Annotated in this window: 22 protein-coding genes and 2 pseudogenes; 20 read left to right on the top strand and 4 right to left on the bottom strand. The window is 73.7% G+C overall.

Going from position 1 to position 26749, the window contains the following annotated elements; genetic code table 11:
- Positions 1–293: 293 nt before the first annotated feature.
- The 9 genes and pseudogenes from QQK26_RS09315 to QQK26_RS09270 all read left to right on the top strand — a co-directional run bounded on the left by QQK26_RS09315 (position 294) and on the right by QQK26_RS09270 (position 8968).
- Positions 294–1163, top strand: a complete 870-nt coding sequence (locus QQK26_RS09315) for a type IV toxin-antitoxin system AbiEi family antitoxin domain-containing protein (RefSeq protein WP_284231982.1) — start codon at positions 294–296, stop codon at positions 1161–1163.
- A 357-nt stretch (positions 1164–1520) separates the two neighbouring features.
- Positions 1521–2560: pseudogene (tilS, locus tag QQK26_RS09305) on the top strand (tRNA lysidine(34) synthetase TilS).
- A 29-nt stretch (positions 2561–2589) separates the two neighbouring features.
- Positions 2590–3141, top strand: a complete 552-nt coding sequence (gene hpt / locus QQK26_RS09300; protein WP_284231980.1) for a hypoxanthine phosphoribosyltransferase — start codon at positions 2590–2592, stop codon at positions 3139–3141.
- Between the two features lie 110 nt (positions 3142–3251).
- Positions 3252–5273 (top strand): ATP-dependent zinc metalloprotease FtsH, encoded by a 2022-nt coding sequence (ftsH, locus tag QQK26_RS09295; RefSeq protein WP_284231978.1) that lies wholly within the window; start codon positions 3252–3254, stop codon positions 5271–5273.
- A gap of 31 nt (positions 5274–5304) precedes the next feature.
- Positions 5305–5772 carry a DUF3180 domain-containing protein gene (locus QQK26_RS09290; protein WP_284231973.1) on the top strand — a complete coding sequence of 156 codons (468 nt, stop codon included), beginning with the start codon at positions 5305–5307 and terminating at the stop codon, positions 5770–5772.
- 23 nt (positions 5773–5795) lie between these two features.
- Positions 5796–6329 carry a PH domain-containing protein gene (locus QQK26_RS09285; RefSeq protein WP_284231971.1) on the top strand — a complete coding sequence of 178 codons (534 nt, stop codon included), beginning with the start codon at positions 5796–5798 and terminating at the stop codon, positions 6327–6329.
- Positions 6326–8062, top strand: coding sequence for a PH domain-containing protein (locus QQK26_RS09280; RefSeq protein WP_284231969.1), 1737 nt, complete (start codon positions 6326–6328; stop codon positions 8060–8062). The genes QQK26_RS09285 and QQK26_RS09280 overlap by 4 nt, the downstream gene beginning before the upstream one ends.
- Positions 8059–8778 (top strand): Rossmann-like and DUF2520 domain-containing protein, encoded by a 720-nt coding sequence (locus QQK26_RS09275; RefSeq protein WP_284231967.1) that lies wholly within the window; start codon positions 8059–8061, stop codon positions 8776–8778. Before QQK26_RS09280 ends, QQK26_RS09275 begins: the two co-directional genes overlap by 4 nt.
- A 25-nt stretch (positions 8779–8803) precedes the next feature.
- Positions 8804–8968 carry a hypothetical protein gene (locus tag QQK26_RS09270; RefSeq protein WP_284231965.1) on the top strand — a complete coding sequence of 55 codons (165 nt, stop codon included), beginning with the start codon at positions 8804–8806 and terminating at the stop codon, positions 8966–8968.
- A 70-nt stretch (positions 8969–9038) separates the two neighbouring features.
- Here the strand turns inward: QQK26_RS09270 and QQK26_RS09265 are convergent, their stop codons facing one another.
- On the bottom strand, positions 9039–9470 hold the full coding sequence (locus tag QQK26_RS09265; protein ID WP_284231962.1) for an Lrp/AsnC family transcriptional regulator: 432 nt from the start codon (positions 9468–9470) through the stop codon (positions 9039–9041).
- Between the two features lie 123 nt (positions 9471–9593).
- Between QQK26_RS09265 and ocd the strand changes: the two genes are divergently transcribed.
- The 6 genes and pseudogenes from ocd (at position 9594) to QQK26_RS09230 (ending at position 16068) form a co-directional block, all read left to right on the top strand.
- Positions 9594–10622: an ornithine cyclodeaminase gene (ocd, locus tag QQK26_RS09260; RefSeq protein ID WP_284231960.1), complete on the top strand. Its 1029-nt coding sequence runs from the start codon at positions 9594–9596 to the stop codon at positions 10620–10622.
- 1 nt (position 10623) lies between these two features.
- Positions 10624–11552: pseudogene (gene ctlX, locus QQK26_RS09255) on the top strand (citrulline utilization hydrolase CtlX).
- Positions 11553–11709: 157 nt separating this feature from the next.
- Positions 11710–12576 carry a pantoate--beta-alanine ligase gene (gene panC / locus QQK26_RS09245; protein ID WP_284231956.1) on the top strand — a complete coding sequence of 289 codons (867 nt, stop codon included), beginning with the start codon at positions 11710–11712 and terminating at the stop codon, positions 12574–12576.
- A 119-nt stretch (positions 12577–12695) separates the two neighbouring features.
- A complete protein-coding gene (gene lysS / locus QQK26_RS09240) occupies positions 12696–14204 on the top strand; it encodes a lysine--tRNA ligase (protein WP_284231954.1) in 1509 nt (502 codons plus the stop codon).
- Between the two features lie 20 nt (positions 14205–14224).
- Positions 14225–15007 carry an SseB family protein gene (locus QQK26_RS09235; RefSeq protein WP_284231952.1) on the top strand — a complete coding sequence of 261 codons (783 nt, stop codon included), beginning with the start codon at positions 14225–14227 and terminating at the stop codon, positions 15005–15007.
- Positions 15008–15048: 41 nt separating this feature from the next.
- Positions 15049–16068 (top strand): NADPH:quinone reductase, encoded by a 1020-nt coding sequence (locus QQK26_RS09230; RefSeq protein ID WP_284231950.1) that lies wholly within the window; start codon positions 15049–15051, stop codon positions 16066–16068.
- Here the strand turns inward: QQK26_RS09230 and QQK26_RS09225 are convergent.
- Entirely contained in the window at positions 16049–16846 is a 798-nt protein-coding gene (locus QQK26_RS09225) for a DNA-formamidopyrimidine glycosylase family protein (RefSeq protein WP_284231948.1), read from the bottom strand. The genes QQK26_RS09230 and QQK26_RS09225 overlap by 20 nt on opposite strands.
- Before the next feature lie 116 nt (positions 16847–16962).
- Between QQK26_RS09225 and QQK26_RS09220 the strand changes: the two genes are divergently transcribed.
- On the top strand, positions 16963–17928 hold the full coding sequence (locus tag QQK26_RS09220; RefSeq protein ID WP_284231946.1) for a beta-ketoacyl-ACP synthase III: 966 nt from the start codon (positions 16963–16965) through the stop codon (positions 17926–17928).
- 311 nt (positions 17929–18239) lie between these two features.
- Here the strand turns inward: QQK26_RS09220 and QQK26_RS09215 are convergent, their stop codons facing one another.
- Complete coding sequence (locus QQK26_RS09215) at positions 18240–18641, bottom strand: arsenate reductase ArsC (protein WP_284231944.1); 402 nt, start codon at positions 18639–18641, stop codon at positions 18240–18242.
- Between the two features lie 576 nt (positions 18642–19217).
- Between QQK26_RS09215 and QQK26_RS09210 the strand changes: the two genes are divergently transcribed.
- Genes QQK26_RS09210 through QQK26_RS09195 form a run of 4 tightly spaced genes read left to right on the top strand, consistent with a single transcriptional unit; the run spans position 19218 to position 21760 of the window.
- A complete protein-coding gene (locus QQK26_RS09210; protein ID WP_284231942.1) occupies positions 19218–20177 on the top strand; it encodes an intradiol ring-cleavage dioxygenase in 960 nt (319 codons plus the stop codon).
- Between the two features lie 12 nt (positions 20178–20189).
- Positions 20190–20411: a twin-arginine translocase TatA/TatE family subunit gene (gene tatA / locus QQK26_RS09205; protein WP_284231941.1), complete on the top strand. Its 222-nt coding sequence runs from the start codon at positions 20190–20192 to the stop codon at positions 20409–20411.
- Positions 20408–21181, top strand: coding sequence for a twin-arginine translocase subunit TatC (gene tatC / locus QQK26_RS09200; RefSeq protein ID WP_284231939.1), 774 nt, complete (start codon positions 20408–20410; stop codon positions 21179–21181). Before tatA ends, tatC begins: the two co-directional genes overlap by 4 nt.
- Before the next feature lie 3 nt (positions 21182–21184).
- Complete coding sequence (locus tag QQK26_RS09195) at positions 21185–21760, top strand: Sec-independent protein translocase subunit TatA/TatB (protein ID WP_284231937.1); 576 nt, start codon at positions 21185–21187, stop codon at positions 21758–21760.
- A 328-nt stretch (positions 21761–22088) separates the two neighbouring features.
- Here the strand turns inward: QQK26_RS09195 and QQK26_RS09190 are convergent, their stop codons facing one another.
- On the bottom strand, positions 22089–26738 hold the full coding sequence (locus QQK26_RS09190) for an ATP-dependent helicase (RefSeq protein WP_284231935.1): 4650 nt from the start codon (positions 26736–26738) through the stop codon (positions 22089–22091).
- Positions 26739–26749: the final 11 nt, after the last annotated feature.

The following is a 26749-nucleotide window of genomic DNA, read 5'->3' as shown; positions in this document are numbered from 1 at the left end:
CTCCTGCCAGCTGCTCCTTCCCGCACGCCGTGCTGCCCTCTCGCCTCTCGCCAAACGACGGAGATCGAAGCGGATGAGGGAGGGTCACGTGCTGCTTTCGTGCGAATTGGCGCGCGAAGAGCGCGATGCTCCGTCGTTTGGCGGCGGGAGTTGGCGGCGGGAGGGGAGTCGGCAGCGGGGAGCGAGGCCCGGGCCGTCGCTCGTGCGCTCCTCCACCGGAGGTGTTCCGCCGCGCAGCCCACCGAACAAGCCGCCGACGACCGGGTGGCTCGTGAGGCGCACAGGCTCGTCGCGTGCAACTGCTCATCGACCTCGTCATGCTCGGCGGCACTGCGCGCACTCGCGACCTGCTGCAACTGGGGCACTCGAAGTACGCGTTGGCCGTCGCTGTGCGCGACGGCGACCTCATCCGCATCCGGCAAGGGCACTACAGCGTCGGTCGTCAGGACGAGCTCGGGCTCTCCGCCTACCGGATCGGCGGACATCTCGCTGGCATGTCGGCGCTCATCGCGCACGGGGTCTGGGTGCCGCGGCGGGTGCATCCGCTCGAGATCGCGGTTCCTCCGCACAGTCGCGCGCTGCGCATGCCGTCGGATGCTCGACGCCGCCTGGAACCGGGTGCCGCGATCGTCCACTGGGATGCGGAGCGGATTCTGCGATCGGCGCCGTTCGCGGAGTCGGTGGCAGCCGCGCTGCGACGCGTCGCCGCTCGTCTCTCGGCGGGCGAGCTCTTCGCCGCCTTCGAATCCGCCCTGGCGAAGCGGCTGCTCTCGAGGAGCGAGGCGGAGTCGCTCCGTGCGCTGTTCGCTCGGACGGTGGACCCGCGATTCGAGCAGGCGGGACGGCTCAGCGGCAGCGGCGCCGAGTCGCTGCTGCACTTCTGGCTGCTCGGCATCGGAGTGGGGCTGATCCAGCAGCTGTCGATCCCGGGGGTCGGGGACGTCGACTTCGTGCTCGGGCGGTGGCAGATCGCCGAGGTCGATGGCGCGGGCTATCACTCCGGGCCCGCGGAGTTCGAGCGAGACCGCCGCCGTCACGCGGTGGCAAGCGCGCTGGGCTATCGAACCCTGCGCTTCTCGGCGCGCATGGTCGAGGAGGAGTTCGAGCTCGTCGAGGCGGCGATCCTCGCCGCCCTCGCCCGAGGCGATCACCTCAGCGCCTGACGCCCGTGCTGCAGCGGCGGTCCTCCCGCCCGCATCGCGTTGCCGCCGACCCGCTCATGTCGCCGACCCGCTCATGCCGCCGACCCGCTCATGCCGCACCAGGCCTGCTCTGCCCTCCCGCGCGCGTCCCTCCCGCTGTCCGCGTTTGCCGAACGACGGAGATTCGACTCCACCAGGCTGCGTTCTGCGCTGCACACGGCATGCCCGCCCGGGATCTGGTGCCGATCTCCGTCGTTTGGCAATCGGCGATGGGGTTGGCAATCGGCGATGGGGTTGGCAATCGGCGATGGGGTTGGGTGCGGGGGAATGGGGGTCGGGGCTGCGCGGCGGGGACTGCACGCCGATACCGTTGCCCGCATGACCGACGCGATCCGACCGCCGCTGCATCCCGCCGTCGCCGAGGTGCGGCTCGCCGTGCGGGTCGCGCTGCAGGGGCTGCTCGCCGGCGAGCACATCGTGCGCGGGCACCACCACGACGAAGCGGATGAACGCCCCGTCACCGCCGTGCACGTCGCCCTCAGCGGCGGCCCAGACTCGCTCGCCCTCGCCGCCGCGACCGCCTTCGAGGCGCCGAAGCTCGGGTTCGCGGCCGGGGCGATCGTCGTCGACCACGGACTGCAGAGCGGATCGGAGGCGGTCGCCGAGCGCGCCGCCGACCAGGCTCGCGCGCTGGGCCTGGATCCCGTGACCGTGGTCCGGGTGGAGGTCGGGTCGGAGGGGGACCGGAGGCGGCCGCCCGCGACGCCCGGTACGCCGCCATCGCGGCGCTCGCCTCGGGAGACCCCGTGCTGCTCGGTCACACCCTCGACGATCAGGCCGAGACCGTGCTGCTCGGGCTGGCCCGCGGCAGCGGCAGCCGCAGCCTCGCGGGCATGGCGCCGTTCGCCGGCGACCTCGTGCGCCCGCTGCTCGCCGTGCAGCGCGCGACCACGCACGCCGCCTGCGTCGCGGAGGGCCTGGAGCCGTGGCACGACCCGCACAACGCCGACGCCGCCTACTCCCGCGTGCGCGTGCGCCGGGAGGTGCTGCCCGTGCTCGAGCGCGAGCTCGGCCCCGGCATCGCCGCCGCGCTGGCCCGCACCGCCGAGCAGCTGCGCGAGGACGAGACCGCCTTCGCCGGCATGATCGACGAGATGATCGAGGACATCGTCGAGCCGAGCGAGGCCGGCATCGCGATCTCGGTGCGCGCCCTCGCCGCCAACCCGGCGGCGCTGCGGCAGCGGGTGATCCGCCACGTGCTCGCGAGCGAGTTCGGGCTCTCCGCGACGCGGCTGCAGACACTGGAGGTGGCGCGCCTCGTCACCGACTGGCGCGGTCAGGGCCCGATCGACCTGCCGGGCGTGCGGGTGCGGCGGGATGGACTGCTCGTGCGGCTCGAGGCGGCGAGCGCCCCGTAGGCTGTCGCAGTCGCATCGAGAGAGGGATCATGGAACTCAACGACGTCGCATCCGACCTCAAGCAGGTGCTCTTCACCGAGGAGCAGATCCACGAGAAGATCGCCGAGCTCTGCCGGCGCATCGAAGCCGACTACGCGGATGAGCCGCCCCTGCTGGTGGGCGTGCTCAAGGGCGCGGTCATGGTGATGGCGGATCTGTCGCGCGAGCTGAAGCTCGACGCCCCGCAGGACTGGATGGCGGTCTCGTCGTACGGCTCCGGCACGAAGTCGAGCGGCGTCGTGCGCATCCTCAAGGACCTCGACGCCGACCTCACCGGCCGCAAGGTGCTCATCGTCGAGGACATCATCGACTCGGGGCTGACCCTCTCGTGGCTGCTCGGCAACCTGCGCAGCCGCGGCGCCGCATCCGTCGAGGTCTGCGCCCTGCTGCGCAAGCCGGACGCCGCCAAGATCGAGATCGACGTGCGCTACCTGGGCTTCGACATCCCCGACGAGTTCGTGGTCGGCTACGGCCTCGACTACGCCGAGCGCTACCGCAACCTGCGCGGCGTCGGCATCCTCGCGCCGCACGTGTACTCCTGACCGCAGCACCCGTATCCCGCCGCCAGCGAACACCGAGGATGCGGCCAGCGGGCGTCGGCTAGCCTGACAGCCACACCCTCCCGAGAAAGGTCCGGGCTGCCCGGTCACCCATGGATTTCAAGAAGCTCTTCCGCGGACCGATCCCGTACATCATCATCGCCGCGATCGTGGTGTTTGCGGGGTTCTCGATCCTCGGGGGCGGCGGCTACCAGCGCATCACCGTCGAGCAGGGCCTCGAGCTCCTCGACGGCGACACGGTCGAGACGGCGACGATCCGCGACACCGAGCAGCGGGTCGACCTCGTGCTCACCGAGGCCGGCGAGAACGGCGACCACGTGCAGTTCTACTACGCGACGCCGCGCGGCGACGCGGTGGTCGACGCGGTCTCGACCGCGAACCTCTCGGACGGCTACGACGACGTCGTCGACCAGGGCAACTGGTTCCTGTCGATGCTCGGCTTCCTCATCCCGTTCCTCATCATCGGCGCCATCTTCTGGTTCCTGCTCTCGAACATGCAGGGCGGCTCGAGCCGCATCATGCAGTTCGGCAAGTCCAAGGCGAAGATGGTCTCGAAGGAGAGCCCGCAGGTCACCTTCGCCGACGTCGCCGGCGCGGAGGAGGCGGTCGAGGAGCTCCACGAGATCAAGGACTTCCTGAAGGACCCGGCCAAGTTCCAGGCCGTCGGCGCGCGCATCCCCAAGGGCGTGCTGCTCTACGGCCCTCCCGGCACCGGCAAGACGCTGCTCGCGCGCGCCGTCGCCGGCGAGGCGGGCGTGCCCTTCTTCTCGATCAGCGGATCGGACTTCGTCGAGATGTTCGTCGGCGTCGGCGCCAGCCGCGTGCGCGATCTCTTCGAGCAGGCCAAGACGAACTCGCCGGCCATCATCTTCGTCGACGAGATCGACGCCGTCGGCCGCCACCGCGGCGCCGGCATGGGCGGCGGCCACGACGAGCGCGAGCAGACCCTCAACCAGCTGCTCGTCGAGATGGACGGCTTCGACCCGAAGACGAACGTCATCCTCATCGCGGCGACGAACCGCCCCGACATCCTCGACCCCGCCCTGCTGCGCCCCGGCCGCTTCGACCGCCAGATCGGCGTCGACGCCCCCGGCAGCGAGGGCCGCAAGAAGATCCTCGAGGTGCACTCGGCCGGCAAGCCCATGGCGGAGGGCGTCGACCTCGAGGTGCTCGCCCGCAAGACCCCCGGCTTCACCGGCGCCGACTTGGCGAACGTGCTCAACGAGGCGGCGCTGCTCACCGCGCGCAGCAACGCGCAGCTCATCGACAACCGCGCGCTCGACGAGGCCGTGGACCGCGTGATGGCCGGCCCGCAGCGCCGCACCCGCGTGATGAACGACAAGGAGCGCCTGATCACGGCGTACCACGAGGGCGGCCACGCCCTCGCCGCCGCGGCGATGCGCAACACCGACCCGGTCACCAAGGTGACGATCCTGCCGCGCGGCCGCGCCCTCGGCTACACGATGGTGCTGCCGCTCGAGGACAAGTACTCGGTGACCCGCAACGAGCTGCTCGACCAGCTCACCTACGCCATGGGCGGTCGCGTCGCGGAGGAGATCGTCTTCCACGACCCGACCACCGGCGCCTCGAACGACATCGAGAAGGCCACCGGCATCGCGCGCAAGATGGTGACCGACTACGGCATGACCGCATCCCTCGGCGCCGTCAAGCTCGGCCAGTCCTCCGGCGAGGTCTTCCTCGGCCGCGACATGGGCTCGGGCCGCGACTACTCCGACGAGGTCGCCCGCCAGGTCGACGTCGAGGTGCGCGCGCTCATCGAGCAGGCGCACGACGAGGCCTACCGGGTGCTCAACGCCAACCGCGGCATCCTCGACGCTCTGGCCAGGGACCTCCTCGAGAAGGAGACCCTCGACCACAACCAGCTCGCCGAGCTGTTCAAGGACGTCGAGAAGCTGCCGCAGCGCACCCAGTGGCTCTCGAGCGAGGGACGTCCCGTGAGCGACCTGCCGCCCGTGGAGCTGCCCGTCGGCCTGCCGGTCGACCCGGGCGCGACCGACGGCGGCGTGCAGAGCGAGGGCTCCTCCGACGCGACCACCACGGTGCCGGCGCCCGAGCCCGACGAGGCCGCCCGCCCCGGCGACGCCACGGCCTGACGAGCGAGCGGATGAGGCGGGGAGCGCGGCCGTGAGGCGCACGAGCCCGGCGACCCTGCTGATCGCCGCCGTCGTCGGCGTGCTGGCCGGATGGCTGCTCGACGACGCCCTCGCCGGCGCCGGCCGCAGCGTCATCGTGCCGCCCGCATCCCTGGCGGTGGCGCTCGCCGCGATCGGCGTCGTGCTCGTGCTGCTCGCGCTGCCCATCCGCAGGGTCGTCAAGGGCACCCGCAGGGAGCCGATCGACCCGTTCTACGCGACCCGCGTGGTGATGCTGGCGAAGGCGTCCGCCATCACCGGTGCGCTGCTCGCCGGCGCGGCCGGCGGCGTGCTGCTCTTCCTGCTGAGCCGGCCCGTGGCCGCGGGGGTAGGCTCGGTGCTGCCGACCGCCGCGACCATCGCGGGCGCGCTCGTGCTCACCGCACTCGCCCTCGTGGCGGAGGCGATGTGCCAGCTGCCGCCCGACGACGAGGAGCAGGAGCCGGCCGCCTCGTCCTGACCGCCGAGCCCCAGGAGCGCACCGTGGCCGAACCCCTCGAGCCCACGGGCCTCGCCCCCGACGGCCCGGCCCCCGACGGCCCGGCCCCCGACGGCACTGCCCCGCAGTGGCGCCGCGTCTCGGACCGCTACCTCGCCATCGACTTCGTGGGCACCGCCGTGCTGCTCGTGATCCTGCTCGCGGCGACGGTGCCCCTGCATCTGCTCGAGCAGCCGCTCGCCTGGCCCGCGGGCATCGCCGTGGTCGCCGTCTGCGGCGTCATCGCCGCGCTCACCCCGCGCCGCGTGCGCGCCATCGGTTACCTGCTGCGCGAGGACGACCTCGTCTTCCGGCGCGGGCTGCTGCTGCGCAGGTTCACCGCGGTGCCCTACGGGCGGATGCAGCTGGTCGACATCAACCGCGGCCCGCTCGCGCGCCTGGCCGGCCTCAGCGAGCTGCGCCTGGTCACGGCGGCAGCCGCGACGCAGGTCGTGATCCCGGGACTGCCGGAGGCGGATGCGGAGCAGCTGCGCGACCACCTCGTCGCGGTCGCCGAGAGCCGCCGGGCGGGGCTGTGACGGGACCGGCTGCATCCGCTCCCGACGTCGAGGTGCCGGCGGCCGCCGCGGCCGCCGCGGCCTCCGCGCGCGGTCTGGCGGACGGGGAGTGGCACCGGCTGCATCCGGCCACCCCGCTGCTGAAGGGCGGCATCGCGCTGCTCGCGATCATCGGCGTGGTGCTCGCGAACCTGCGCGAGCGGCTCGTGGAGCTCTTCCTGCCGCGCGGGGGCGGTCCGGAGGACCCGCTCGACTTCGCGCTGCGGCACGGCTGGCTCGGTTGGGGGCTGCTGGCGGTGCTCGGCGTGCTGCTCGCGCTCGTGCTCGGCTACTGGCTGTCGTGGCGCATGCACAGCTTCCGCATCACCGACGACGTGGTGGAGGTGCGCTCGGGCGTGGTGTTCCGGCGCAACCGGCGGGCGCGGCTCGACCGCATCCAGAGCATCAACGTGGCCCGGCCGCTGCTCGCGCGGCTGTTCGGCGCCTCGAAGCTCGAGATCAACCAGGCCGGGCAGGACGCGAACGTCAACCTCGAGTACCTGCACCGCGACCCCGCGCTGGCGCTGCGCGGGGAGGTGCTGCGGCGAGCCTCCGGCGCGGGCTCCGGGCCGGCGGCGGTGGCCACGGCGGCGCGACCCGGCGCGCTCGTCGACCGGGCCGTGCACGAGTTCACCGCGGGCGAGGACGGCGACCAGGGCGAGAGCGTCGTCCGCATCCCGGTCAGCCGGCTGCTCGGTTCGATCCTGCTCAGCGGCTACACGCTCTTCGTGCTCGTCTCGGGCGCCGCATCCTTCGTCGGCATCGCGATGTTCCAGGAGTACGTCGTGCTCGTGGCGGTGCTGCCGGCGCTCATCGCCTTCGCCGGCGTCACCGCGAGCAAGCTGCTGCGGTCGCTGCAGTACCGCATCGTGCCCGGCCGCGACGGCGTGCGGGTGAGCTACGGCTTCGCCTCCACGACGAGCGAGACGCTGCCGCCCGGCAGGGTGCACTCGGTGCGGATCGCGCAGCCGCTGCTGTGGCGCCCGGTCGGCTGGTGGCAGGTGCAGGTCAACCGGGCCTCGCACTCCAGCGCGCAGGGCGCCGCCGGGCAGGCGAACACCACGCTGCTCCCCGTGGGCACCATGGAGGATGCGCTGGCGGTGCTCGCGCTGCTGCTGCCGGGGCTCGAGGGGAGCCTGGGGCAGGGCGCTGCGGGCTCCGGCGCCGCGGACCGCGGTCGGGGCCTGCTCGAGCTCGCCCTGCTGGCAGCCGGCGGTGCGCCCGGCTTCAGCTCGTCGCCGCGACGTGCGGCCTGGCTGCGGCCGTTCTCCTGGCGCCGCAACGGCGCGGCGCTGGGCGGTTCGGCGGCGCTGCTGCGCAAGGGCGCCGTGTGGCGCAGCCTCACGATCGTGCCGCTCGCCCGGGTGCAGAGCGTCGCCGTGCGCCAGGGCCCCGTGCTGCGGGCGCTCGACCTGGGCGTGCTGCAGCTGCACACGGTCGCCGGCCCCGTGCGGCCGACCCTCGGCGCGGTGGACCGCGCGCAGCTCGACGCCGACTTCGCGCGCTACGCGGCGGCGGCCGTGGCGGCGACGCGCGACGACACGAGCGAGCGCTGGGGGCGCTCCGTCGGCGCCGAGCCCGTCCGGTCCGGCGGCAGCGGTGCGCCTCGTGGCGGGCCGGCGCCGGGCGGGGCGACCACGACTCGCACGGATGCGGACGGCGCCGTCGCAGACCGAGCGGCGGACGACGACGAGCGGATGGGAGGCGCGCGATGAGCGGGCAGCGATCGGGGCGCCTCGGCGTCGGTGTGATCGGCGCGGGCCGCGTCGGACCGGTGCTCGGCGCCGCCCTCGCCGCGGCCGGTCACGCGCTCACCGGCATCTCGGCGGTCAGCGACGCGAGCCGGGACCGCGCCGAGGCGATGCTGCCCGGCGCCCCCGTGCTCGAGGTGCCCCGCGTCGTGGAGCGCAGCGAACTCGTGCTGCTGGCCGTGCCCACGCGCGAGCTGCCGGGCCTCGTCGAGGGGCTCGCCGCCACCGGCACCTGGCAGCCCGGGCAGATCGTGCTGCACACCGCCGCGGAGCACGGCACCGCGGTGCTGGCGCCCGCGATGGCGGCGGGCGCGATCCCGCTGGCCGTGCATCCGGCCATGTCCTTCACCGGCACCTCTATCGACCTGGTGCGGCTGCGCGAGAGCTGGTGCGCCGTCACCGCGCCGGCGCCGGTGCAGCCGATCGGCCAGGCGCTCGTCGTCGAGATGGGCGCCGAGCCGGTGCTCGTCGCCGAGGCCGACCGCGCGGCCTACGCCGAGGCGGTGGCGACGGCGACCGGCTTCTCGCGCGCGATCGTCGACCAGGCGGTGGGTCTGCTCGAGGGCATCGGGGTGGAGTCGCCGGGCCGCGTGCTCGGCCCGCTCGTGCGCTCCTCGGTCGAGCAGGCGCTGCGGGCGTCGGCCCGCGGCCCGCTGCTGCCGCCCGAAGAGCTCACCTGACGGCCGACTGCTGCAGACTGTCCGCATGCGCATCGCCTGGGGTTGGGGACTCGTCGCCGTCGGCGTGCTGCTCGGAGCGGCAGGGGCCGTGCTCTTCGAGCGGCCGATCATGCTCGCTCTCGGCGCGGTCCCGGTGGCGATCGGGGCGACGATGATCCGGTCGGGCTACCGCAGCGGCCTGCGCGACTGACCTGCGCTGCGCGGCGTCGCAGCCCGCCCCCGCCCCCGCCCCCGCCCCCGGCCCCGGTGCCGCCGCACCCTCAGCGCAGCACCGAGCTGAGCAGCAGGCTCGTCTCGCTGTTGATGACGCCGTCGACCCCGCGGATGCGCCCCAGCACCCGGTCGAACTCGGCGAGCGTGTCGACGTGCAGCTCCGCGACGAGGTCCCAGGCGCCGTTGGTCGAGTGCAGCGCCGCGATCTCGGGGAAGCCGCGCAGGGTGCGGATGACCGCATCCGTCGACCGTCCCTCCACCTCGATGAGCGACACGGCCCGGATGCGGTCGAGCGCGGCCTCGTCGCGCACGCGCACGCTGAATCCCACGATGACACCGCTCGTCACGAGGCGGTCGAGCCGCGTGGTGATCGTGGCGCGCGCGACCTGCAGTCGGCGGGCGAGCTCCGCCACGGGCATCCGTCCGTCCTCGCGCAGCGCGGCGAGCAGCCGGCGGTCGAGGTCACTGAGGTCGCTCATGAGCAGAGCGTATTGCGCGAGCTCGCAGAGTGCTCGGTTCGCGGGCAGATGTCGAGCACTGAGGCTATGGAGAGTGCAGACCGATCAGCAATAGCGTCGAGGCACCGAGGGAGAGGTGTCGAGATGACCGAGTTCGTCGACGTGCAGAGCATGGTGCGCTGGATCGTGGAGACCGGTGCCGAGCGCATCATCGAGCGGATGTCGCAGGCGGTGGAGGACGACTACCGCCGCTGGCAGCAGTTCGACAAGTCGCCGCGCGTGGCGAGCCACACCCCGTTCGGCGTGATCGAGCTCATGCCGACGAGCGACCACGAGACCTACTCGTTCAAGTACGTCAACGGGCACCCCTCGAACCCCGGGCGCGGCTTCCAGACCGTCACGGCCTTCGGCGTGCTCGCCGACGTGCACAACGGCTACCCCGTCTTCCTCGCCGAGATGACCCTGCTCACGGCGCTGCGCACGGCCGCGACCTCGGCGATGGCGGCGCGGCATCTGGCCCGACCCGACTCGCGGCGCATGGCGCTCATCGGCGCCGGCAGCCAGGCCGAGTTCCAGGCGCTCGGCATGCGCGCGGCGCTCGGCATCGACGAGCTGGCCGTCCACGACGTCGACCCGGCCGCGGTCGCCAAGCTCGAGCGCAACCTCGCGCCGCTCGGGTTCCGGATCACCGCGGCGAGGTCCGCGGCCGAGGCGGCCGACGGCGCCGACGTGGTGACCACCTGCACGGCCGACAAGGCCCTCGCGACGGTGCTGCACGCATCCGACATCCGCCCCGGTCAGCACCTCAACGCGATCGGGGGCGACTGCCCCGGCAAGACCGAGCTCGAGGCCGCCATCCTCGGCATGGCCGACGTCTTCATCGAGTTCGAGCCGCAGACGCGCATCGAGGGCGAGATCCAGCAGATGGCACCCGACTTCCCGGTCACCGAGCTCTGGCGGGTCGTGCAGGGGCTCGAGCCGGGCCGGCGATCGGATGCGCAGATCACGGTCTTCGACTCGGTCGGTTTCGCGATCGAGGACTTCTCGGCCCTGCGCTTCCTGCGCGACGAGACCCGCGGCACCCGCTTCTCGACCGACATCGACCTCGTCGCCGAGCCGGAGGACCCGAAGGACCTCTTCGGCATGGTCGCGGCGCTCTCACCGGTGCGCTGAGATGGGCCAGGCGCCCTCGGCGGTGGTGCTGATCCGCCCGCACCGCTTCGCGCCCAACGCGCAGACCGCGCTCGACAACGCCTTCCAGCAGCCGGCGACCGACCCTGCCGAGGTGGTGGCGCGCCGCGCCTACGACGAGGTGACCGCGCTCGCCGAGCGGTTGACGGCCGAGGGCGTGACGGTGCACCTCTTCGAGGACGAGTCGGGCGCGCATCCCGACAGCGTGTTCCCGAACAACTGGTTCTCGACGCACGCCGGCGGGCACGTCGCGGTCTTCCCGATGTTCGCGCCGAGCCGTCGGGGCGAGCGCCGCTGGGACGTCGTCGAGCTCCTGAAGGAGCGCTACCGGGTGCAGGACGTCATCGACTACTCCGGCCTCGAGCGCGACGACGTGTTCCTCGAGGGCACCGGCGCGATGGTGCTCGACCACGACGCGCGCATCGCGTACGTGGCGCGTTCGCACCGCGCCGATCCGGTGGCGCTCGAGCGCTTCTGCACCAACTTCGGATTCGAGCCGATGGCCTTCGACGCGGCCGACGAGCGGGGCGTGCCGATCTACCACTCCAACGTCATGCTCTGCGTGGGCACGGACGTGGCGCTGGTCGGGCTCGATCGCATCGCCGACCCGCTGCGCCGCGCGCAGGTGCTCGAGCGGCTCGGCCGGCGCCGCGAGGTGATCGAGCTGAGCGCGGCGCAGCTGCGCGGCTTCGCCGGCAACGCGATCGAGCTGGAGGGATCCGCGGGGCGCTTCCTCGCGATGTCCGCCCGGGCGGCGGCCTCCTCACGGCGGAGCAGCGGATGCGGATCGAGCGCAGCACCCCGATCGTCGCCGTCCCCGTCCCCACGATCGAGCTGGCCGGCGGATCGGTGCGCTGCATGATCGCGGGCGTGCACCTCGATCCGCGGCCGGCGGCGCTCGTGCCCGCCTGACCCGCAGATCGCTCCCTCCGCTCCGCTTCGGGGCGCCTCGGCGACGTCGGGGCATGCGTCCGCGCGCCCCATCGTCGCCGAGGCGCCCCGTCGCATCCCGCGGATGCGGCCCGGCGGTACGATCGGTGCGGCCGAACGGCCCCGAAGGAGCACCGCCATGACCGTCCTCATCGACAGCATCGCCGGGCTGCGCGAGCAGCTCGCCCAGGCCGCCGCGGAGGCCGCGATGAACGGCGACGCCGGCACGATCGCGCTGGTGCCGACGATGGGCGCGCTGCACGCCGGCCACGTCGCGCTCGTCGAGCGGGCGCAGGAGCTGGCCGACATCGTGGTGGTCTCGCTCTTCGTCAACCCGTTGCAGTTCGGCCGCGGCGAGGACCTCGACCGCTACCCGCGCACCCTCGACGACGACCTGCGCGTGCTGCGCGACGCCGGGGTGCCCTTCCTCTTCGCGCCGAGCGCCGCCGGGATGTACCCGCGCGGCGGCAGCGAGACGAGCGTCACCGCCTCCGGCGTCGCCGGCACGCTCGAGGGCGCATCGCGGCCCGGGCACTTCGACGGCGTGCTCACCGTGGTCGCCAAGCTGCTCAACATCGTGCAGCCCGACACCGTGCTCTTCGGGCAGAAGGACGCCCAGCAGGCCTTCCTGGTCGGCCGGATGATCGAGAACCTCGATCTGCCGGTGCGGCAGGAGATCGTCGAGACCGTGCGCGACCGCGACGGGCTCGCGCTGTCGAGCCGCAACCGGTTCCTCGGCGCGGAGGAGCGGCAGGCCGCGCTGGCGATCCCCGCGATGCTCGCCGCGGCCGAGACCAGCGCCGGCGAGGGCGTGGCCGCGGTGCGCGCGGCCGCCGAGGCGGTCGCCGCGGGGGAGCCGCTGCTCGAGCTCGACTACTTCACGGTGGTCGATCCGGACACCTTCGCGCCCGTCGCCGAGGACCACGCCGGCGAGGCGCAGGTGCTCATCGCGGCCCGGGTGGGCACCACCCGGCTGATCGACAACGGGCGACTCCGCATCGGCTGAGGGAGCGCCGGCCGAGGCGGCTGCGGCGCTGCTCGAGGCCGTGCGCCGACCGTCCGGCGCCGGTCCGCGCATCCGCCGCTCGGTAGACTCGACGGCATCCCCCGCAGCAGAAGGTCATCATGAACGACGCCCCCGTGAACGCCGCCCCCGCCGAGCTCTCCTCCGAGGAGGTCAGCGAGCAGAAGGCGGTGCGCCTCGCCAAGCGCGAGCGGCTGATCGCCGACGGCGGCGAGGCCTACCCCGTGACCGTGCCGATCACCCATCGGGTGGGCGAGGTGCGCGAGCGCTTCGGCGCGCTGCAGCCGGACGAGGCCAGCGGTGTGCGGGTCGGCGTCGCCGGTCGCATCGTGCACCTGCGCAACACCGGCAAGCTCTGCTTCGCGGCGATCCAGGCGGGCGACGGGGCCCGCATCCAGGCCATGATCTCGCTGGCGAACGTGGGCGAGGAGAGCCTGCAGCGCTGGAAGGAGCTCGTCGACCTCGGCGACCACCTCTTCGTCTCGGGCGAGGTCATCTCGTCGCGCCGCGGCGAGCTCAGCGTCATGGCCGACGGCTGGCAGATCGCGGCGAAGGCCGTGCTGCCGCTGCCGAACCTGCACGGCGAGCTGAGCGAGGAGACGCGGGTGCGCCAGCGCTACCTCGACCTCATCGCCCGCGAGCAGGCCCGCAGCACCGCCGTGGCGCGCGCCCGCGTCAACGCCTCGCTGCGAGCGACCTTCGCGAGTCACGACTTCCTCGAGGTCGAGACGCCCATGCTGCAGACCGTGCACGGCGGCGCCGCGGCACGCCCCTTCGTCACGCACTCCAACGCGTTCGACACCGAGCTGTTCCTGCGCATCGCGCCGGAGCTCTTCCTCAAGCGCGCCGTCGTCGGCGGGCTCGAGCGGGTCTTCGAGATCAACCGCAACTTCCGCAACGAGGGCGCCGACTCCACGCACTCGCCCGAGTTCGCGATGCTCGAGGCGTACCAGTCCTACAGCGACTACCACGGCATCGCCGACCTCACGCAGCAGCTCATCCAGAACGCGGCCCTCGCGGTCGCGGGCTCGCACGTGGTCACCTGGGCCGACGGCACCGAGTTCGACCTCGGCGGCGAGTGGGACCGCATCGACATGTACGAGTCGTTGAGCGCCGCCGTCGGGGTGCAGATCACGCCCGAGACGTCGCTCGACGAGCTGCGCGCCCTCGCCGAGGCCAACGACGTCGAGGTGAAGGTGCCGAGCCACGGCAAGGTCGTCGAGGAGCTCTGGGAGCACTTCGTGAAGGGCGACCTGGTGCGCCCCACCTTCGTCATGGACTTCCCGGTCGACACCTCCCCGCTCGTGCGCGACCACCGCACGAAGGCCGGCGTCGTCGAGAAATGGGACCTCTACATCCGCGGCTTCGAGCTCGCCACCGGCTACTCCGAGCTCGTCGACCCGGTCGTCCAGCGCGAGCGCTTCGTCGAGCAGGCGAAGCTCGCGGCCCGCGGCGACGACGAGGCCATGCGGCTCGACGAGGAGTTCCTCGCCGCGCTCGAGCACGCCATGCCGCCCACGGGCGGCATGGGCATGGGCATCGACCGCCTGCTCATGGCGATCACCGGCCTGGGCATCCGCGAGACGATCCTCTTCCCCCTCGTCAAGTAGCGGTCGGTAGCGTGGGGCGGATGAACAACGAGCCCTTGGAACGCCCCGACCTGCAGACCGCGCTCGAGGCCTGGGCCGAGCAGCGCGACGCCCGCACCGCCTACGGCGTGCTGCGACTCTGCGCCCGCGGCGAGCTCCTGCTCGACGCGACCGACTCGACGTTCGCCGACCCGGCGAACCCGTTCCAGCCGGGAGACACCCTCGCGATCGGCGAGCAGGTCGACAACGCGGGCAAGCGACTGCTGCTGGCGTTCACGAGCAATGCGCGCCTGGCCGCGTGGCGCGGCACCGCCGACACCCGCTCGCTCGTGCAGCCCGCGACCGCGGTGGTGCGCCAGGCCGCGACCGACTACGAGGGCCTCGTCATCGACGCAGGCAGCGCTGCGCCCGCCATCCTCTACGCCGACGAGCTGCGCGCCGGGCTCACCGACGACCCGGCCGCCAACGAGCCGATCCTCGACGCGCTGCGCGAGCAGGAGCTCTCCATGGACGACTTCCTCGCGCTGCTCGCGGCCGCGCCGATGGTCTTCATCCCGACCATCCAGCAGAAGGATGCGGCGGGCGAGGTGACCGGCATCAGCGTGCCCTCGGCGAGCGGTCCGGACGGCGGCGTCTACGGGCTGCTCTTCACCTCGCCGGCCGAGGTCATCGCCTGGGCGCCCGACGTCGTGCCCTACGCCACCGGCGCCGCGAACGTCGCCCGCGCGGCGCTGCAGGGCGGCCAGGCCGGCGTCGTCGTGAACCCGATGGGGCCGTCCGTGCCCCTGCGCGAGGAGCAGCTGCGCAAGCTGGCTGAAGCCTGACCGCACGGAATGCGCGCGGCCGGGCGACGGTTGCCCCTGCCATGCGAGCCATCGTCTACACGACCACCGGAGCCCCCGATGTCCTCGACCTCGTCGATCGCGAACCGGCCGAGCCGGGCGCCGGCGAGGTGCGGGTGCGGGTGACCGTCTCGGGCGTCAACCCGACCGACTGGAAGTCGCGCGCCGGCAGCGGCCAGCCGCTGGCCTTCGACGAGGTGGTGCCGAACCAGGACGGCGCCGGCGTGATCGACGCGGTCGGTCCCGACGTCGAGGGCCTCGCCGTCGGCGACCGGGTCTGGCTGTTCATGGCGGCGCATCAGCGCCCGACAGGCACCGCGCAGGAGCTGACCGTCGTGCCCGCCTCCCGAGCGGTGCGACTCCCCGAGGGCGTCGATGACGCGATCGGCGCGAGCCTGGGCGTGCCCGCGATGACCGCGCACCGCGCGCTCACCGTGCACGAGCACGGCCCCAGCCGCCTCGCCCCGGGCGCGCTCACCGGTCGCACGGTGCTCGTGCAGGGCGGCGCCGGCGCCGTCGGGCACGCCGCCATCCAGCTCGCGGCCTGGGCAGGGGCGACCGTGATCACGACCATCAGCTCGCCCGAGAAGGCCGCGCTCGCCACCGCCGCCGGCGCTCAGCACACCGTGAACTACCGCGAGGAGGACGCCGCCGCGCGCATCCTCGAGATCGCCCCCGACGGCGTCGACCTGATCGTCGAGGTGTCGCCCTCCGCCAACGCCGAGCTCGACGTGCGGGTGGCCGCGAACCACGCCTCGGTCGGCTACTACGCCAACGACGGCGGCGACGCCTTCTCGCTGCCGATCGTCGCGTCGTTCGCGAAGAACATCCGCTGGCAGGGCCTGCTGCTCTACACGGTCGGAGCGGATGCGCTGCGTGCGGCCGCCGAGGACCTCACCGCCGCGCTCCGCGACGGCGCGCTGCCCGTCGGCGAGGAGGCGGGGCTGCCGCTCACCTGGTTCCCGCTCGAGCGCACCGCGGAGGCGCACGCGGCCGTCGAGGCCGGTGCCGTGGGCAAGGTGCTCATCCGGGTCGCGGACTGACGGCCGGCTGGCAGCGCGGGCACCAGAACGTGTTGCGCAGCTCCAGCTCGTTGCGGCCGAGCTTGGTGAAGCGGATGCGCGTGCCGCAGCGCAGGCAGGGCCTGCCCTCGCGCCCGTAGACCCACTTGCGGCGCCCCTGGCGCATGTCGCCGGTCGTCGTGCGCTCCACGCGGTCGCGGTTGGCGTGGATGAGCCGGTGGGCGAGGGCGACCGTGGCCGGCAGGTCGCAGTCCGCCACCCGGCGTTGCGGGTGGTAGCCGCGCAGGAAGCACAGCTCGTTGACGTACTCGTTGCCGAGACCGGCGAGGTTGCGCTGCTCGATGAGCGCGGTGATCACCTCGGCGTCGGGTTGCGCCGCGAGTCGGCGCACGGCCTCGTCCGCATCCCAGTCCGGCCCGAGCAGGTCGGGGCCGAGGTGGCCGACCGCGCGGTCCTCCTCGGTGCGGCGCAGCACCTGCACGATGCCGAGATCGAAGCCGACCGCCTGCCATCCGCTCGTCTCGAGCACGGCGCGCGCCTGGTAGTCGGGGCGGATCCAGCGGCTGCCGTGCCGGTACAGGTGCCAGGCGCCCTCCATCTTGAGGTGGCTGTGCACGGTGTGCTCGGGAGTGCGGACGAGGATGTGCTTGCCGCGCGCGACGACCTCGTCGACGGTCTCGCCGACGAGCGAGACGGTTGCGAACTTCGGCACCCGGAAGTCGGTGACCGTGAGCTCCGTGCCGGCCAGCGCCTGGTGCAGGTGGTGCGCGGTGCGCCAGACGGTATCGCCCTCGGGCATCCGGCCTCCTCTCGCCGGACCGAGCGTACGACCAGCGGACGACATCTCCCGATGGATCGCTGAGCGCGAACCGGATCCGGGCGGTCGGGCGTCCGACGTCCGGGAGAATCGAGGGGATGCCAGAACTCACCGCCCAGCGGTACAGCCGGATCCGCGGAACCGGATCGGCCCAGCCCGCCCACGTCGTGACCAACGACGACCTCACGCGCACCCTCGACACCTCCGACGAGTGGATCACGACGCGCACGGGCATCCGCGAGCGCCGCATCGCCCAAGACGAGACCCTCGTCGACCTCGCCGCCGATGCCGCGCAGCGCGCCCTCGACGACGCTGGCATCGACGGCGCCGACATCGACCTGCTCATCGTCGCGACCATGACCGGCGAGCGCTCACCGTCGACCGCGGCCCGCGTGGCCGGCCGGCTCGGGGTGCGCAAAGCGATGAGCTACGACCTCTCGGCCGCCTGCGCCGGCTTCACCATGGCGCTGGCCGCCGCAGACCAGGCGATCCGCGCCGGCGACGCCGAGCGCGCCGTCGTCATCGGCGCCGAGCGGATGAGCGACTTCATGGACTGGAGCGACCGCTCGACCGCGATCCTCATGGCGGACGGCGCCGGCGCGGCCGTGCTCGAGGCCTCGGCCGAGCGCGGGGTGTTCCCCGCCGTGCACGGCACCGAGCCGTCGCTCGCCGACGCGATCCGCATCGAGCGCCCCGACGAGCGCTTCACGATGCAGGGCGCCTCGGTGCTGCGCTGGACCATGACGAACCTGCCGCGCATCGCCCAGGACGCGCTCGATCGCGCCGGCATGAGGGCCGAGCGGCTGGCCGGCTTCGTGCCGCACCAGGCGAACTCCCGCATCATCGCCGCGGTCGGCGACGCCATCGGCGTGGCCCCCGAGCGCACCTCCTACGACGTCGCCACCTCGGGCAACACGTCGGCCGCCTCCGTGCCGATCGCGCTCGACAAGCTGCGCCGCGGCGCGCTCGCCGATGGCGGCCCCGTGCTGCTGATGGGCTTCGGCGGCGGCTTCAGCTACGCGGCCCAGGTCGTCGAGGTGCCCGCGCTGCAGGCTCCGGCCTGACGCGCCGTGCCCCGCTTCCCAGCCTGACCGCCGTCCCGCACTCCGCCGTTCCGCCGTCCCGCCTGCCCGCAACTCCCGGCCTCGCTGCCGACTCCACCCTCGCTGCCGACTCCGCCCTCGCTGCCGACTCCGTCCTCGCCAAACGACGGAGATCGAAGCGGACGGAGTGTCGTTCGCCCCGGAGATCCAGGTGACCGCCAGCGCTCAGAGCGCTTCGAGCATCCGATCTCCGTCGTTTGGCGGATGCGGGCGGCGGGCTGGCGATGCGCGGGCTGCGAGCACGCTCCGAGTCGCGCGGAGAGGCCGGAGGATCAGCCGGGCAGCAGCTCCGCGAGCAGCCGTTCGATGCGCCAGCGGATCTCGTCGCGGATCGGACGCACCGCCTCGAGACCCTGCCCGGCCGGGTCGTCGAGCTGCCAGTCCTCGTAGCGCTTGCCGGGGAAGACCGGGCACACGTCCCCGCAGCCCATCGTGATCACCACGTCCGACTCGCGCACCGCATCCGTCGTCAGCACCTTCGGCTGCTCCGCGGCGAGGTCGATGCCGAGCTCGGCCATGGCCTCGACGGCGACCGGGTTGATCCGCTCGGCGGGCAGCGACCCGGCGGAGCGCACCTCGACGCGGCCGGCGCCGAGCTCGCGCAGGAAGCCGGCGGCCATCTGCGAGCGGCCGGCGTTGTGCACGCAGACGAACAGGACGGCGGGGGTGCTCACCCGGCGGAGTGTACCGACCCGAGGTGTCGTGCCGGCGACCGCGCATCCGCTCGTCCCCGTCGGAGAGGAAGGCGCCGGCCGGCTCCGGGAGAGACGGGCTGGTCGACCCGAGTGAGACGGGCTGGTCTACTCCGAGAGAGACGCGCTGGTCGACCCGAGTGAGACGGGCCGGCCGACTCCGAGAGAGAGGCGCCGGTCGACTCCGAGAGCAGACATCGGTCGACTCCGGGAGGGGACGCGCCGGTCAGCCGATCCCGAATGACGGAGATCGAGCGGATGCGCCCCGCCCCGCCCCGCCGCCGCGGGCTCTTGCTGCAAGATTCCGTCATTCGGGATCGGGGGGGGGAGGAGGAGGAAGGGGGCGAGGACGAGGAAGGGGAGTGGGGAGGGGTGAAGAGGAGCGGGGAGGGGGCGAGGAGGGGGACGAGGAAGGGAGGACCGGGGTGAGCGTGAGGAGGAGTGGACGCCGGGGCCGGTGCCGACGCAACACCCATAGTCGCCTCATAGGAATGCGAAAGGCTGGGGATAGCGACGGCGCACACGATGGGGTTCCAACGACCCCAGGAGGCGAGCACCATGCACACCAACCCCGAGCCCGAGCAGACGCCGGACGGCCCCGCGTACGAGGGGCGGCTGCTCGACCGAGCCGACGAGGAGATCGTCGACCAGGGCGTGCGCTTCGACCTGCGCACGCTCGTCAGCCGCCGCGGCGTGCTCGGCATCGTCGGCCTCGGCGCCGGCGCCATGGCCCTCGCCGCCTGCACGAGCGACGGCGCGAGCACCACGGCCGGCAGCTCCAGCCCGAGCGCGAGGACCACCCCCACCCCGAGCAGCAGCGCCACGAGCACGGCGACCAGCACGCTGCCGAGCGCCGAGATCCCCGACGAGACGGCCGGGCCCTACCCGGGCGACGGCTCCAACGGTCCGGACGTGCTCGAGCAGTCGGGCATCGTGCGCAGCGACATCCGCTCGTCCCTCGGCGGCGGCAGCACGGCGGCGGGCGTACCGCTGACCTTCAGCATCACGGTCACCGACATGGCGAACGGCGACGCGCCCTTCGCCGGCGCCGCCGTGTACGCCTGGCACTGCGACGCGCAGGGCGGCTACTCGATGTACTCGGACGGCATCGAGGACGAGAGCTACCTGCGCGGCGTGCAGGTGGCGGATGCGGACGGCACCGTGAGCTTCACGAGCATCTTCCCGGCCGCCTACTCGGGCCGCTGGCCGCACATCCACTTCGAGGTCTACCCCGACCTCGACTCGACCGACGACGCCGGCAACGCCATCGCGACCTCGCAGATGGCGTTGCCCGAGGAGGCCTGCGACGCCGTCTACGCCACGGACGGCTACGACGGCTCCAGCCGCAACATGACGCAGACGACGCTCGACAGCGACAACGTCTTCGGCGAGGACGGCGGCGAGCTGCAGCTGGCGACGATCAGCGGCGACGTCTCGACCGGCTACATCGCGAGCCTCGTCGCGCGCGTCGACACCACCACGACCCCGAGCGCGGGCGCCGCGCCCGGCCGCCCCTGAGGAGAAGGACCCATGCTGCAGAATCTCACCGGATGGCACGCCCTCGTCATCCTCGCCGTCATCGTGCTGATCTTCGGCGCGGCCAAGCTGCCGGCGCTCGCCAAGAGCGTCGGGCAGTCCGTGCGCATCCTCAAGAAGGAGGTCGCCAGCCCCGACGAGGAGCAGGACCGAGCGGATGCGGCCACCGCCGCCCCGCAGGACGCCGCCCCCGCCCCCGTCCGCTCGGCGTCATGACCGCCGCAGCCACCGCCGCCGCGCCCCGGCGCATGCCGCTGGAAGCGCACCTGCGCGAGGCGCGCACGCGCTCGGTGCGCGCGGCGGTGGCGCTCGCGGCCGGCATGATCGCCGGCTTCCTGCTCAGCGAGCCGATCCTCGAGGTGCTGCGCGCCCCGATCGTCGAGCTCGCCGCCTCGCGCGACGCGAGCCTCAACTACGAGGTCGTGACGGGCGCCTTCGACCTGCGGCTGCGCATCGCGCTCTCGGCCGGCATCGCGCTCTCGAGCCCGGTCTGGCTGGCTGAGCTGCTCGGCTTCCTCGCCCCGGGGCTCACCGGCCGCGAGCGCCGCTACACCTTCGGCTTCCTGGCCGCCGCCGTGCCGCTCTTCGCCGCCGGCTGCGCGGCGGGGCTCATGCTCTTCCCGCACATGGTGACCCTGCTGGCCGGTTTCGCGTCGAGCGAGGACAGCTCGGTGCTCTCGGCGAGCGAGTACGTCGACTTCGTGCTCAAGGTGGTGCTGGCCACCGGCGTCGCCTTCGTGCTGCCGGTCGTGGTCGTGGTGCTCAACCTGCTCGGCGTCCTGCCGGCGGCCACGCTCGCCCGCTCGTGGCGCGTCGTCGTGATCGCGATCGTGCTCTTCAGCGCCATGGTCACCCCGGCCGTCGACCTGCTCTCGATGTTCCTCATCGCCCTGCCCATGACGGCGCTGTTCCTGGTCGCCTGGCTCGTCGCCTGGCTGCACGATCGGCGCGCCGCCCGGCGGCTCGACCGGATCCTGGAGGACTGACGGATGCTCGGACTCAGCATCGACAAGCTGCTGATCGTCGCGATCGTGGCCGCGTGCATCATCGGTCCCGCCCGGCTGCCCGGATACGCGAAGCGCCTCGGTGAGACCGTGCGCGGCCTGCGCGCCTTCCTCGACGACGCGCGGACGCGGGTCGAGGCGGAGACGGGGCTGAGCAGCGAGGACTGGACGTCGCTGGACCCCCGGCAGTACGACCCGCGCCGCATCGTGCGCGAGGCGCTGTCGGAGCCGGCGGGTCCGGATGCGGAGCCGCTCACCTCCGCCCGTCCCGCCACGGTCGCCGGCAGCTCGGCGCACCCGCGCAGGGTGCTCGCACCCCGCTCCGCCGGCCACTCCGCTGCCGCCGGTGCCGCTGCCGCTTCCGCTCCATCTGCTCCCGCCGCCGCCGCTGCCCCCGGTGCCGCTGCCCCCGGTGCCGCTGCCCCCGGTGCCGCTGCCCCCGCTGCCGCTACCCCCGGCGCCGCTGCCGCTACCCCCGCTGCCGCTCCCTCCGTTACCCCCTCCGCCGCCGGACCGCCGCCCGATCGCACGCGCGACTCGACCCCGGCGCAACGGCGGTGATCCCGGGCGGCGCGGAGCGCACATCACGACCCGCGGCCTCGACCTGCCGGGTCCGCCGACCGGTGCGACCTGTCGCCGCGCCGCATCAGCATCGAAGCGACGACTCAGCAGCGTGTGAGCGCCTGAGTCGTCGCTTCGATGCTGATACGCACGGCACCGGCACCGGCACCGGCACCGGCACCGGCACCGGCACCGGCACCGGCACCGGCACCGGCACCGGCGGCGGCGTCGGCGGCGGCGCCGACGGCAGCGGCGGTCGTGGCGGTGACGGTGCCGCTCGCGGCAGCGACGGTCGCGGCGGCGGTCGCGCCGGCGGCAGTCGCCGCGCCTACGCGTGCAGCCGCAGCCCCCGCGGCATCCGCTCGAAACCCGCCTCCTCGAGCGCCTCGCCCACCGGCGTGCCGATCGCGTAGGCGCCGTCGGCCCGCTCCACGGTCACGCGGCCGAGGCGTCCGCCGCGCAGGGTCGTCACCAGAGCGGATGCGGCCGCGGCCAGCACCGCCGGGTCCGGTGAGGCGGTGAGCAGCGTCTTGCCGCCGCGCTCGAGGTAGAGCGCGAGCTCGCCGTCGACGAGCACCACCAGGGCGCCGGCCTTGCGACCCGGGCGGTGCTTGGCACCGGTCTCGGTATCGAAGGAAGGCCACTCCAGCGCCGCACCGTACGGGTTGGCGGGGTCGGTCGCCGCGAGCGCCACGGCGTCGAGCGCCGGTCGGGCGTCCGGGTCGCGGGTGAAGGTGCGCAGCCGGTCGACGGTCGGCCCGGCGGCGAACTGCGCCGCGCCGAGACCCTCCACGAAGTAGCCGCGACGGGCCCTGCCGCCCTCCTCGAAGCCGGAGAGCACCTTGTAGGCGAGCGCGAAGCCGCCGAGCACCCCCTCCGCCTGCACGGCGCCGCGGGTGACGACGCCGTGCCGCTCGAGCAGCAGCTCGCCGAGCAGCTGCGCGCGACGGGTGGCGTCGGTCTCGACCTCGGGCAGCAGCGACCAGCGGCCCGCCGCGCTCGGCGGGCCCTGCCGCAGGGGCAGCGACGGGCGGGCGTACTTCGAGAGCCCCGAGCGCCCGCGCACCCCGCGGGCGCGCGGCGCCGGCGCCTTCGTGCGGTGCGTGCCCCCGCCGAGCCGCGAGCGCAGCGGCGCCAGGGTGTCGTTCGTCACGAGTCCGGCCCAGGCCAGCCCCCAGAGCTCGCCGAGCAGCGCCTCGTCGTCGGTCGCCCCGATCTGGTCGGAGAGCGCGCGGAAGAAGTAGGCGCCCCCTCCGCGCAGGGCATCGATCAGCTGCTGCTGCGTCTCGGTCGCGCTGAACTCCAGCGACGGCAGCGGCAGTGCCAGGTGCGCGACCTCGCCGGGCTGCAGGCTCACCCATCCGTCGGAGCCCGCGAGCGTGCCGTGCCCGGCCCAGACCACCTCGCCGCTCGCCGTCAGCTCGTCGAGCATCGCGGGGCTGTAGTCGCGCACCCGGGCGGGCAGCACGAGGCTCTCCCACGCCGAGGCGGGCAGCGCGACACCGGCCAGCTGCTCCACGGTCTCGAGCACCCCGTCGACGCCGCGCCGGCTGCCGCCGACACCCTGCCAGCTGGGCAGGAAGCGCCCCAGTGCCTCCGGGGCCACGGGCTCGACCTCCTTGCGCAGCGCTGCGAGCGACCGGGTGCGCAGCCGTCGCAGCACCTCGGCGTCGCACCACTCGCCGCCCGAGCCGTCCGGGCGGAACTCGCCCTCGATCACCCGCCGGTCGGCGGCGAGCCGGGTGAGCGCCTGGGTGGCGACGGCGACGCCGAGACCCAGGTCGTCGGCCAGAGCGGATGCGGGGAACGGCCCGTGCGTGCGCGCCCACCGCGAGACGAGATCGCCGAGCGGATCGGCCACGGGTTCGAGGAACGCCTGGCTGACACCTCGCGGCGGCGGCACGCCGAGCGCGTCGCGCAGGCGCCCGGCGTCCTCCACCGCCGCCCAGACGGGACGGCCGGCGAGCTGCACCGCGATGACGCGACGGGCCTGCAGCAGGGAGTCCAGCATCCGCTCGACGTCCGCCTCCAAGGGCGCCGCAGCGGCATCGTCTCGGGAGATCCGCAGCCGGGCGACGAGCGAGGGCAGATCGAGCGGTCCGAGGATGCGCAGCAGGTCCGCGACGCCCTCCTCGCCGATCGCGCGGCGGTCGGGTGCGAGCCGCTGCAGCTCGGCCTCGGTGCGGGCGATGACCTCGCCGTCGAGCAGCTCGCGCAGCTCGACCCGGCCGAGCAGCTCGCCGAGCAGGGCCGGGTCGAGCGCGAGCGCCGCGGCTCGCCGCTCGGCCAGCGGGGTGTCGCCCTCGTAGAGGAAGGCGCCGACGTAGCCGAAGAGCAGGTTGCGGGCGAACGGCGAGGGCGACGGCGTCTGCACCTCGACGAGCTGCAGGGTCCGCGAGGCCAGGTCCTTCGAGACCTGCAGCAGCGCCGGCACGTCGTAGACGTCGCGCAGCACCTCGCGCACGGTCTCGAGCACGATCGGGAACTCCGGGAACTCGCGCACCACCTCGAGCAGCTGCGCCGAGCGCTGGCGCTGCTGCCACAGCGGCGAACGTCGGCCGGGCTCGTAGCCGGGCAGCAGCAGCGCGCGCGCCGCGTTCTCGCGGAAGCGCGAGGCGAACAGCGCCGAGCCGCCCACCTCGGCGGTGACCAGCTCCTCGAGCTCGTCGGCGTCGAAGACGAAGAGCTCGGCACCGGGCGGCTGGCCGTCCATGTCGGGCAGCCGCGCCACGATGCCGTCGTCGCTGGCCACCACGCCGCCGTCCACGCCGAAGCGCTCGCGCAGCCGCGCCGCGACCGCGAGCGCCCACGGGGAGTGCACCTGCATGCCGAGCGTCGAGTGCAGGATCAGCCGCCAGTCGCCCAGCTCGTCGCGGAAGCGCTCCACCAGCAGGGTGCGGTCGGTCGGCACCTGCCCGGTCGCCTCGCGCTGCTCCCGCACGAGGTCGCCGAGGTTGCGCGCGGCCTTCTCGTCGAGCCCGCCGGTCTCGAGCCGGTGCTCCAGGTCGTGAGCGGATGCGCTCTGCAGCTCCCGCAGGTACGCCCCCATCGCGCGCCCCAGCTCCGCGGGACGCCCGATGCCGTCGCCGCGCCAGAACGGCAGCCGCCCGGGCTCGCCGAACGCGGGCGTGACGATCACCCGGTCGTGGGTGATCTCCTGGATGCGCCAGCTGGTCGCGCCGAGGGCGAAGACGTCCTGCACCCGCGATTCGTAGACCATCTCCTCGTCGAGCTCGCCGACGCGCACGGGCTTCTCGCCGGCCATGAACACGCCGAAGAGGCCGCGGTCGGGGATCGTGCCGCCGCTGGTGATCGCCAGCCGCTGGGCGCCGGGACGCGCGGTGAGCGTGCCCTCGTCCCGATCCCAGACCAGCCGCGGCCGCAGCTCCGCGAAGCGGTCGGAGGGGTAGCGCCCGGCCAGCAGGTCGAGGGTCGCCTCGTAGGCGCTGCGGGGGAGCGAGGAGAACGGAGCGGATGCGCGCACCGTCTCGAACCATCCCTCCACATCCAGCGGTTCGAGCGCGGTCGCGGCCACGGTCTGCTGCGCGAGCACGTCGAGCGGGTTCGCCGGCACGGCCAGCTGCTCGATGAGGCCGGCCCGCATCCGCTCGACCGTGACGGCCGCGTGCAGCAGGTCGGCGCGGTGCTTCGGGTAGACGAGCCCGCGGCTGACGCCGCCCACCTGGTGCCCGGCGCGACCGACGCGCTGCAGGCCGCTCGCGACGTTCGGCGGCGACTCGACCTGGATCACCAGGTCGACCTCGCCCATGTCGATGCCCAGCTCGAGCGAGCTGGTGGCTACGACGCAGCGCAGCCGTCCGCTCTTCAGATCGTCCTCGATGATGGCGCGCTGCTCGCGGCTGACCGAGCCGTGGTGGGCGCGGGCCAGGACCGGGGCGTCGTCGTCGACGCCCTTCGTGCTGCCGCTGCCCCCCATGAGCTGAGCGGGCGGACGCGCGGGCGCGTCCCGCGAGGACTCGCCGTGCAGCTCGTTCAGCCGCGCCGTGAGCTTCTCGGCGAGGCCGCGCGAGTTGGCGAAGACGATGGTGGAGCGGTGTCGCAGGATCTCCTCGACCAGGCTCTGCTCGACGTGCGGCCAGATGCTCGGGCCGCGGTCGTCGGCGCCGGCGGTGGCGCCCGAGGCGTCGCCGCTGAAGCCCTCGATGGCGTCGCCGAAGGGCTCGCCGACCGCCCCGGCGGACCGGCCCTCCCGCGGCTCGTTCCGCGGCCTGGCCGACGAGAGGCGGCTCATGTCGTCGACCGGCACGACGACCGTCAGCTGCCATTCCTTGTCGCTCGGCGGTGCCACGATGCTCACCGGCGCCCGCCCGCCGAGGAAGCGCGCGACCTCCTCGTGCGGCCGCACGGTCGCGGAGAGGCCGATGCGCTGCGCCGGCTGCGGCAGCAGCGCGTCGAGCCGTTCGAGCGAGACGGCCAGGTGCGCTCCGCGCTTCGTGCCGGCGACGGCGTGCACCTCGTCGACGATGACGGTCTCGACCGTGCGCAGCGTCTCGCGAGCGCTCGAGGTGAGCATGAGGTAGAGCGACTCGGGCGTGGTGATGAGCACGTCCGGCGGGTTGCGCAGCAGCGTGCGCCGGGTGGCCGGGTCGGTGTCGCCGGAGCGGACCCCCACGGTCACCTCGCGCGGCGTCGCCCCCAGCCGGTGCGCGGTGCGGGTGACGCCGGCGAGCGGCGCGCGCAGGTTGCGCTCGACGTCGACGGCGAGGGCCTTGATGGGGGAGATGTAGAGCACCCGGGTGCCCGTCGCCTCCTCCGCGTCGACCGGCCGCTGCACGAGCTGGTCGATCGCCCAGAGGAACGCGGAGAGGGTCTTGCCGGAGCCGGTCGGCGCGACCACGAGGGCGTGGCGCCGCTCGGCGATCGCCGCCCAGGCGCCCTCCTGCGCCGCGGTCGGCGCGTCGAAGGCGCCCTCGAACCACTCGCGGGTGGCCGGGCTGAAGCGTTCGAGCGCGCTCATCCCCTCATCCT

The sequence above is a fragment of the Arenivirga flava genome (genome assembly GCF_030161575.1).
Classification (GTDB): Bacteria; Actinomycetota; Actinomycetes; order Actinomycetales; family Microbacteriaceae; genus Arenivirga; species Arenivirga flava.
The sequence above is the reverse complement of the archived record's forward strand: the minus strand, read 5'-3'. Positions and strand labels throughout refer to the sequence as shown.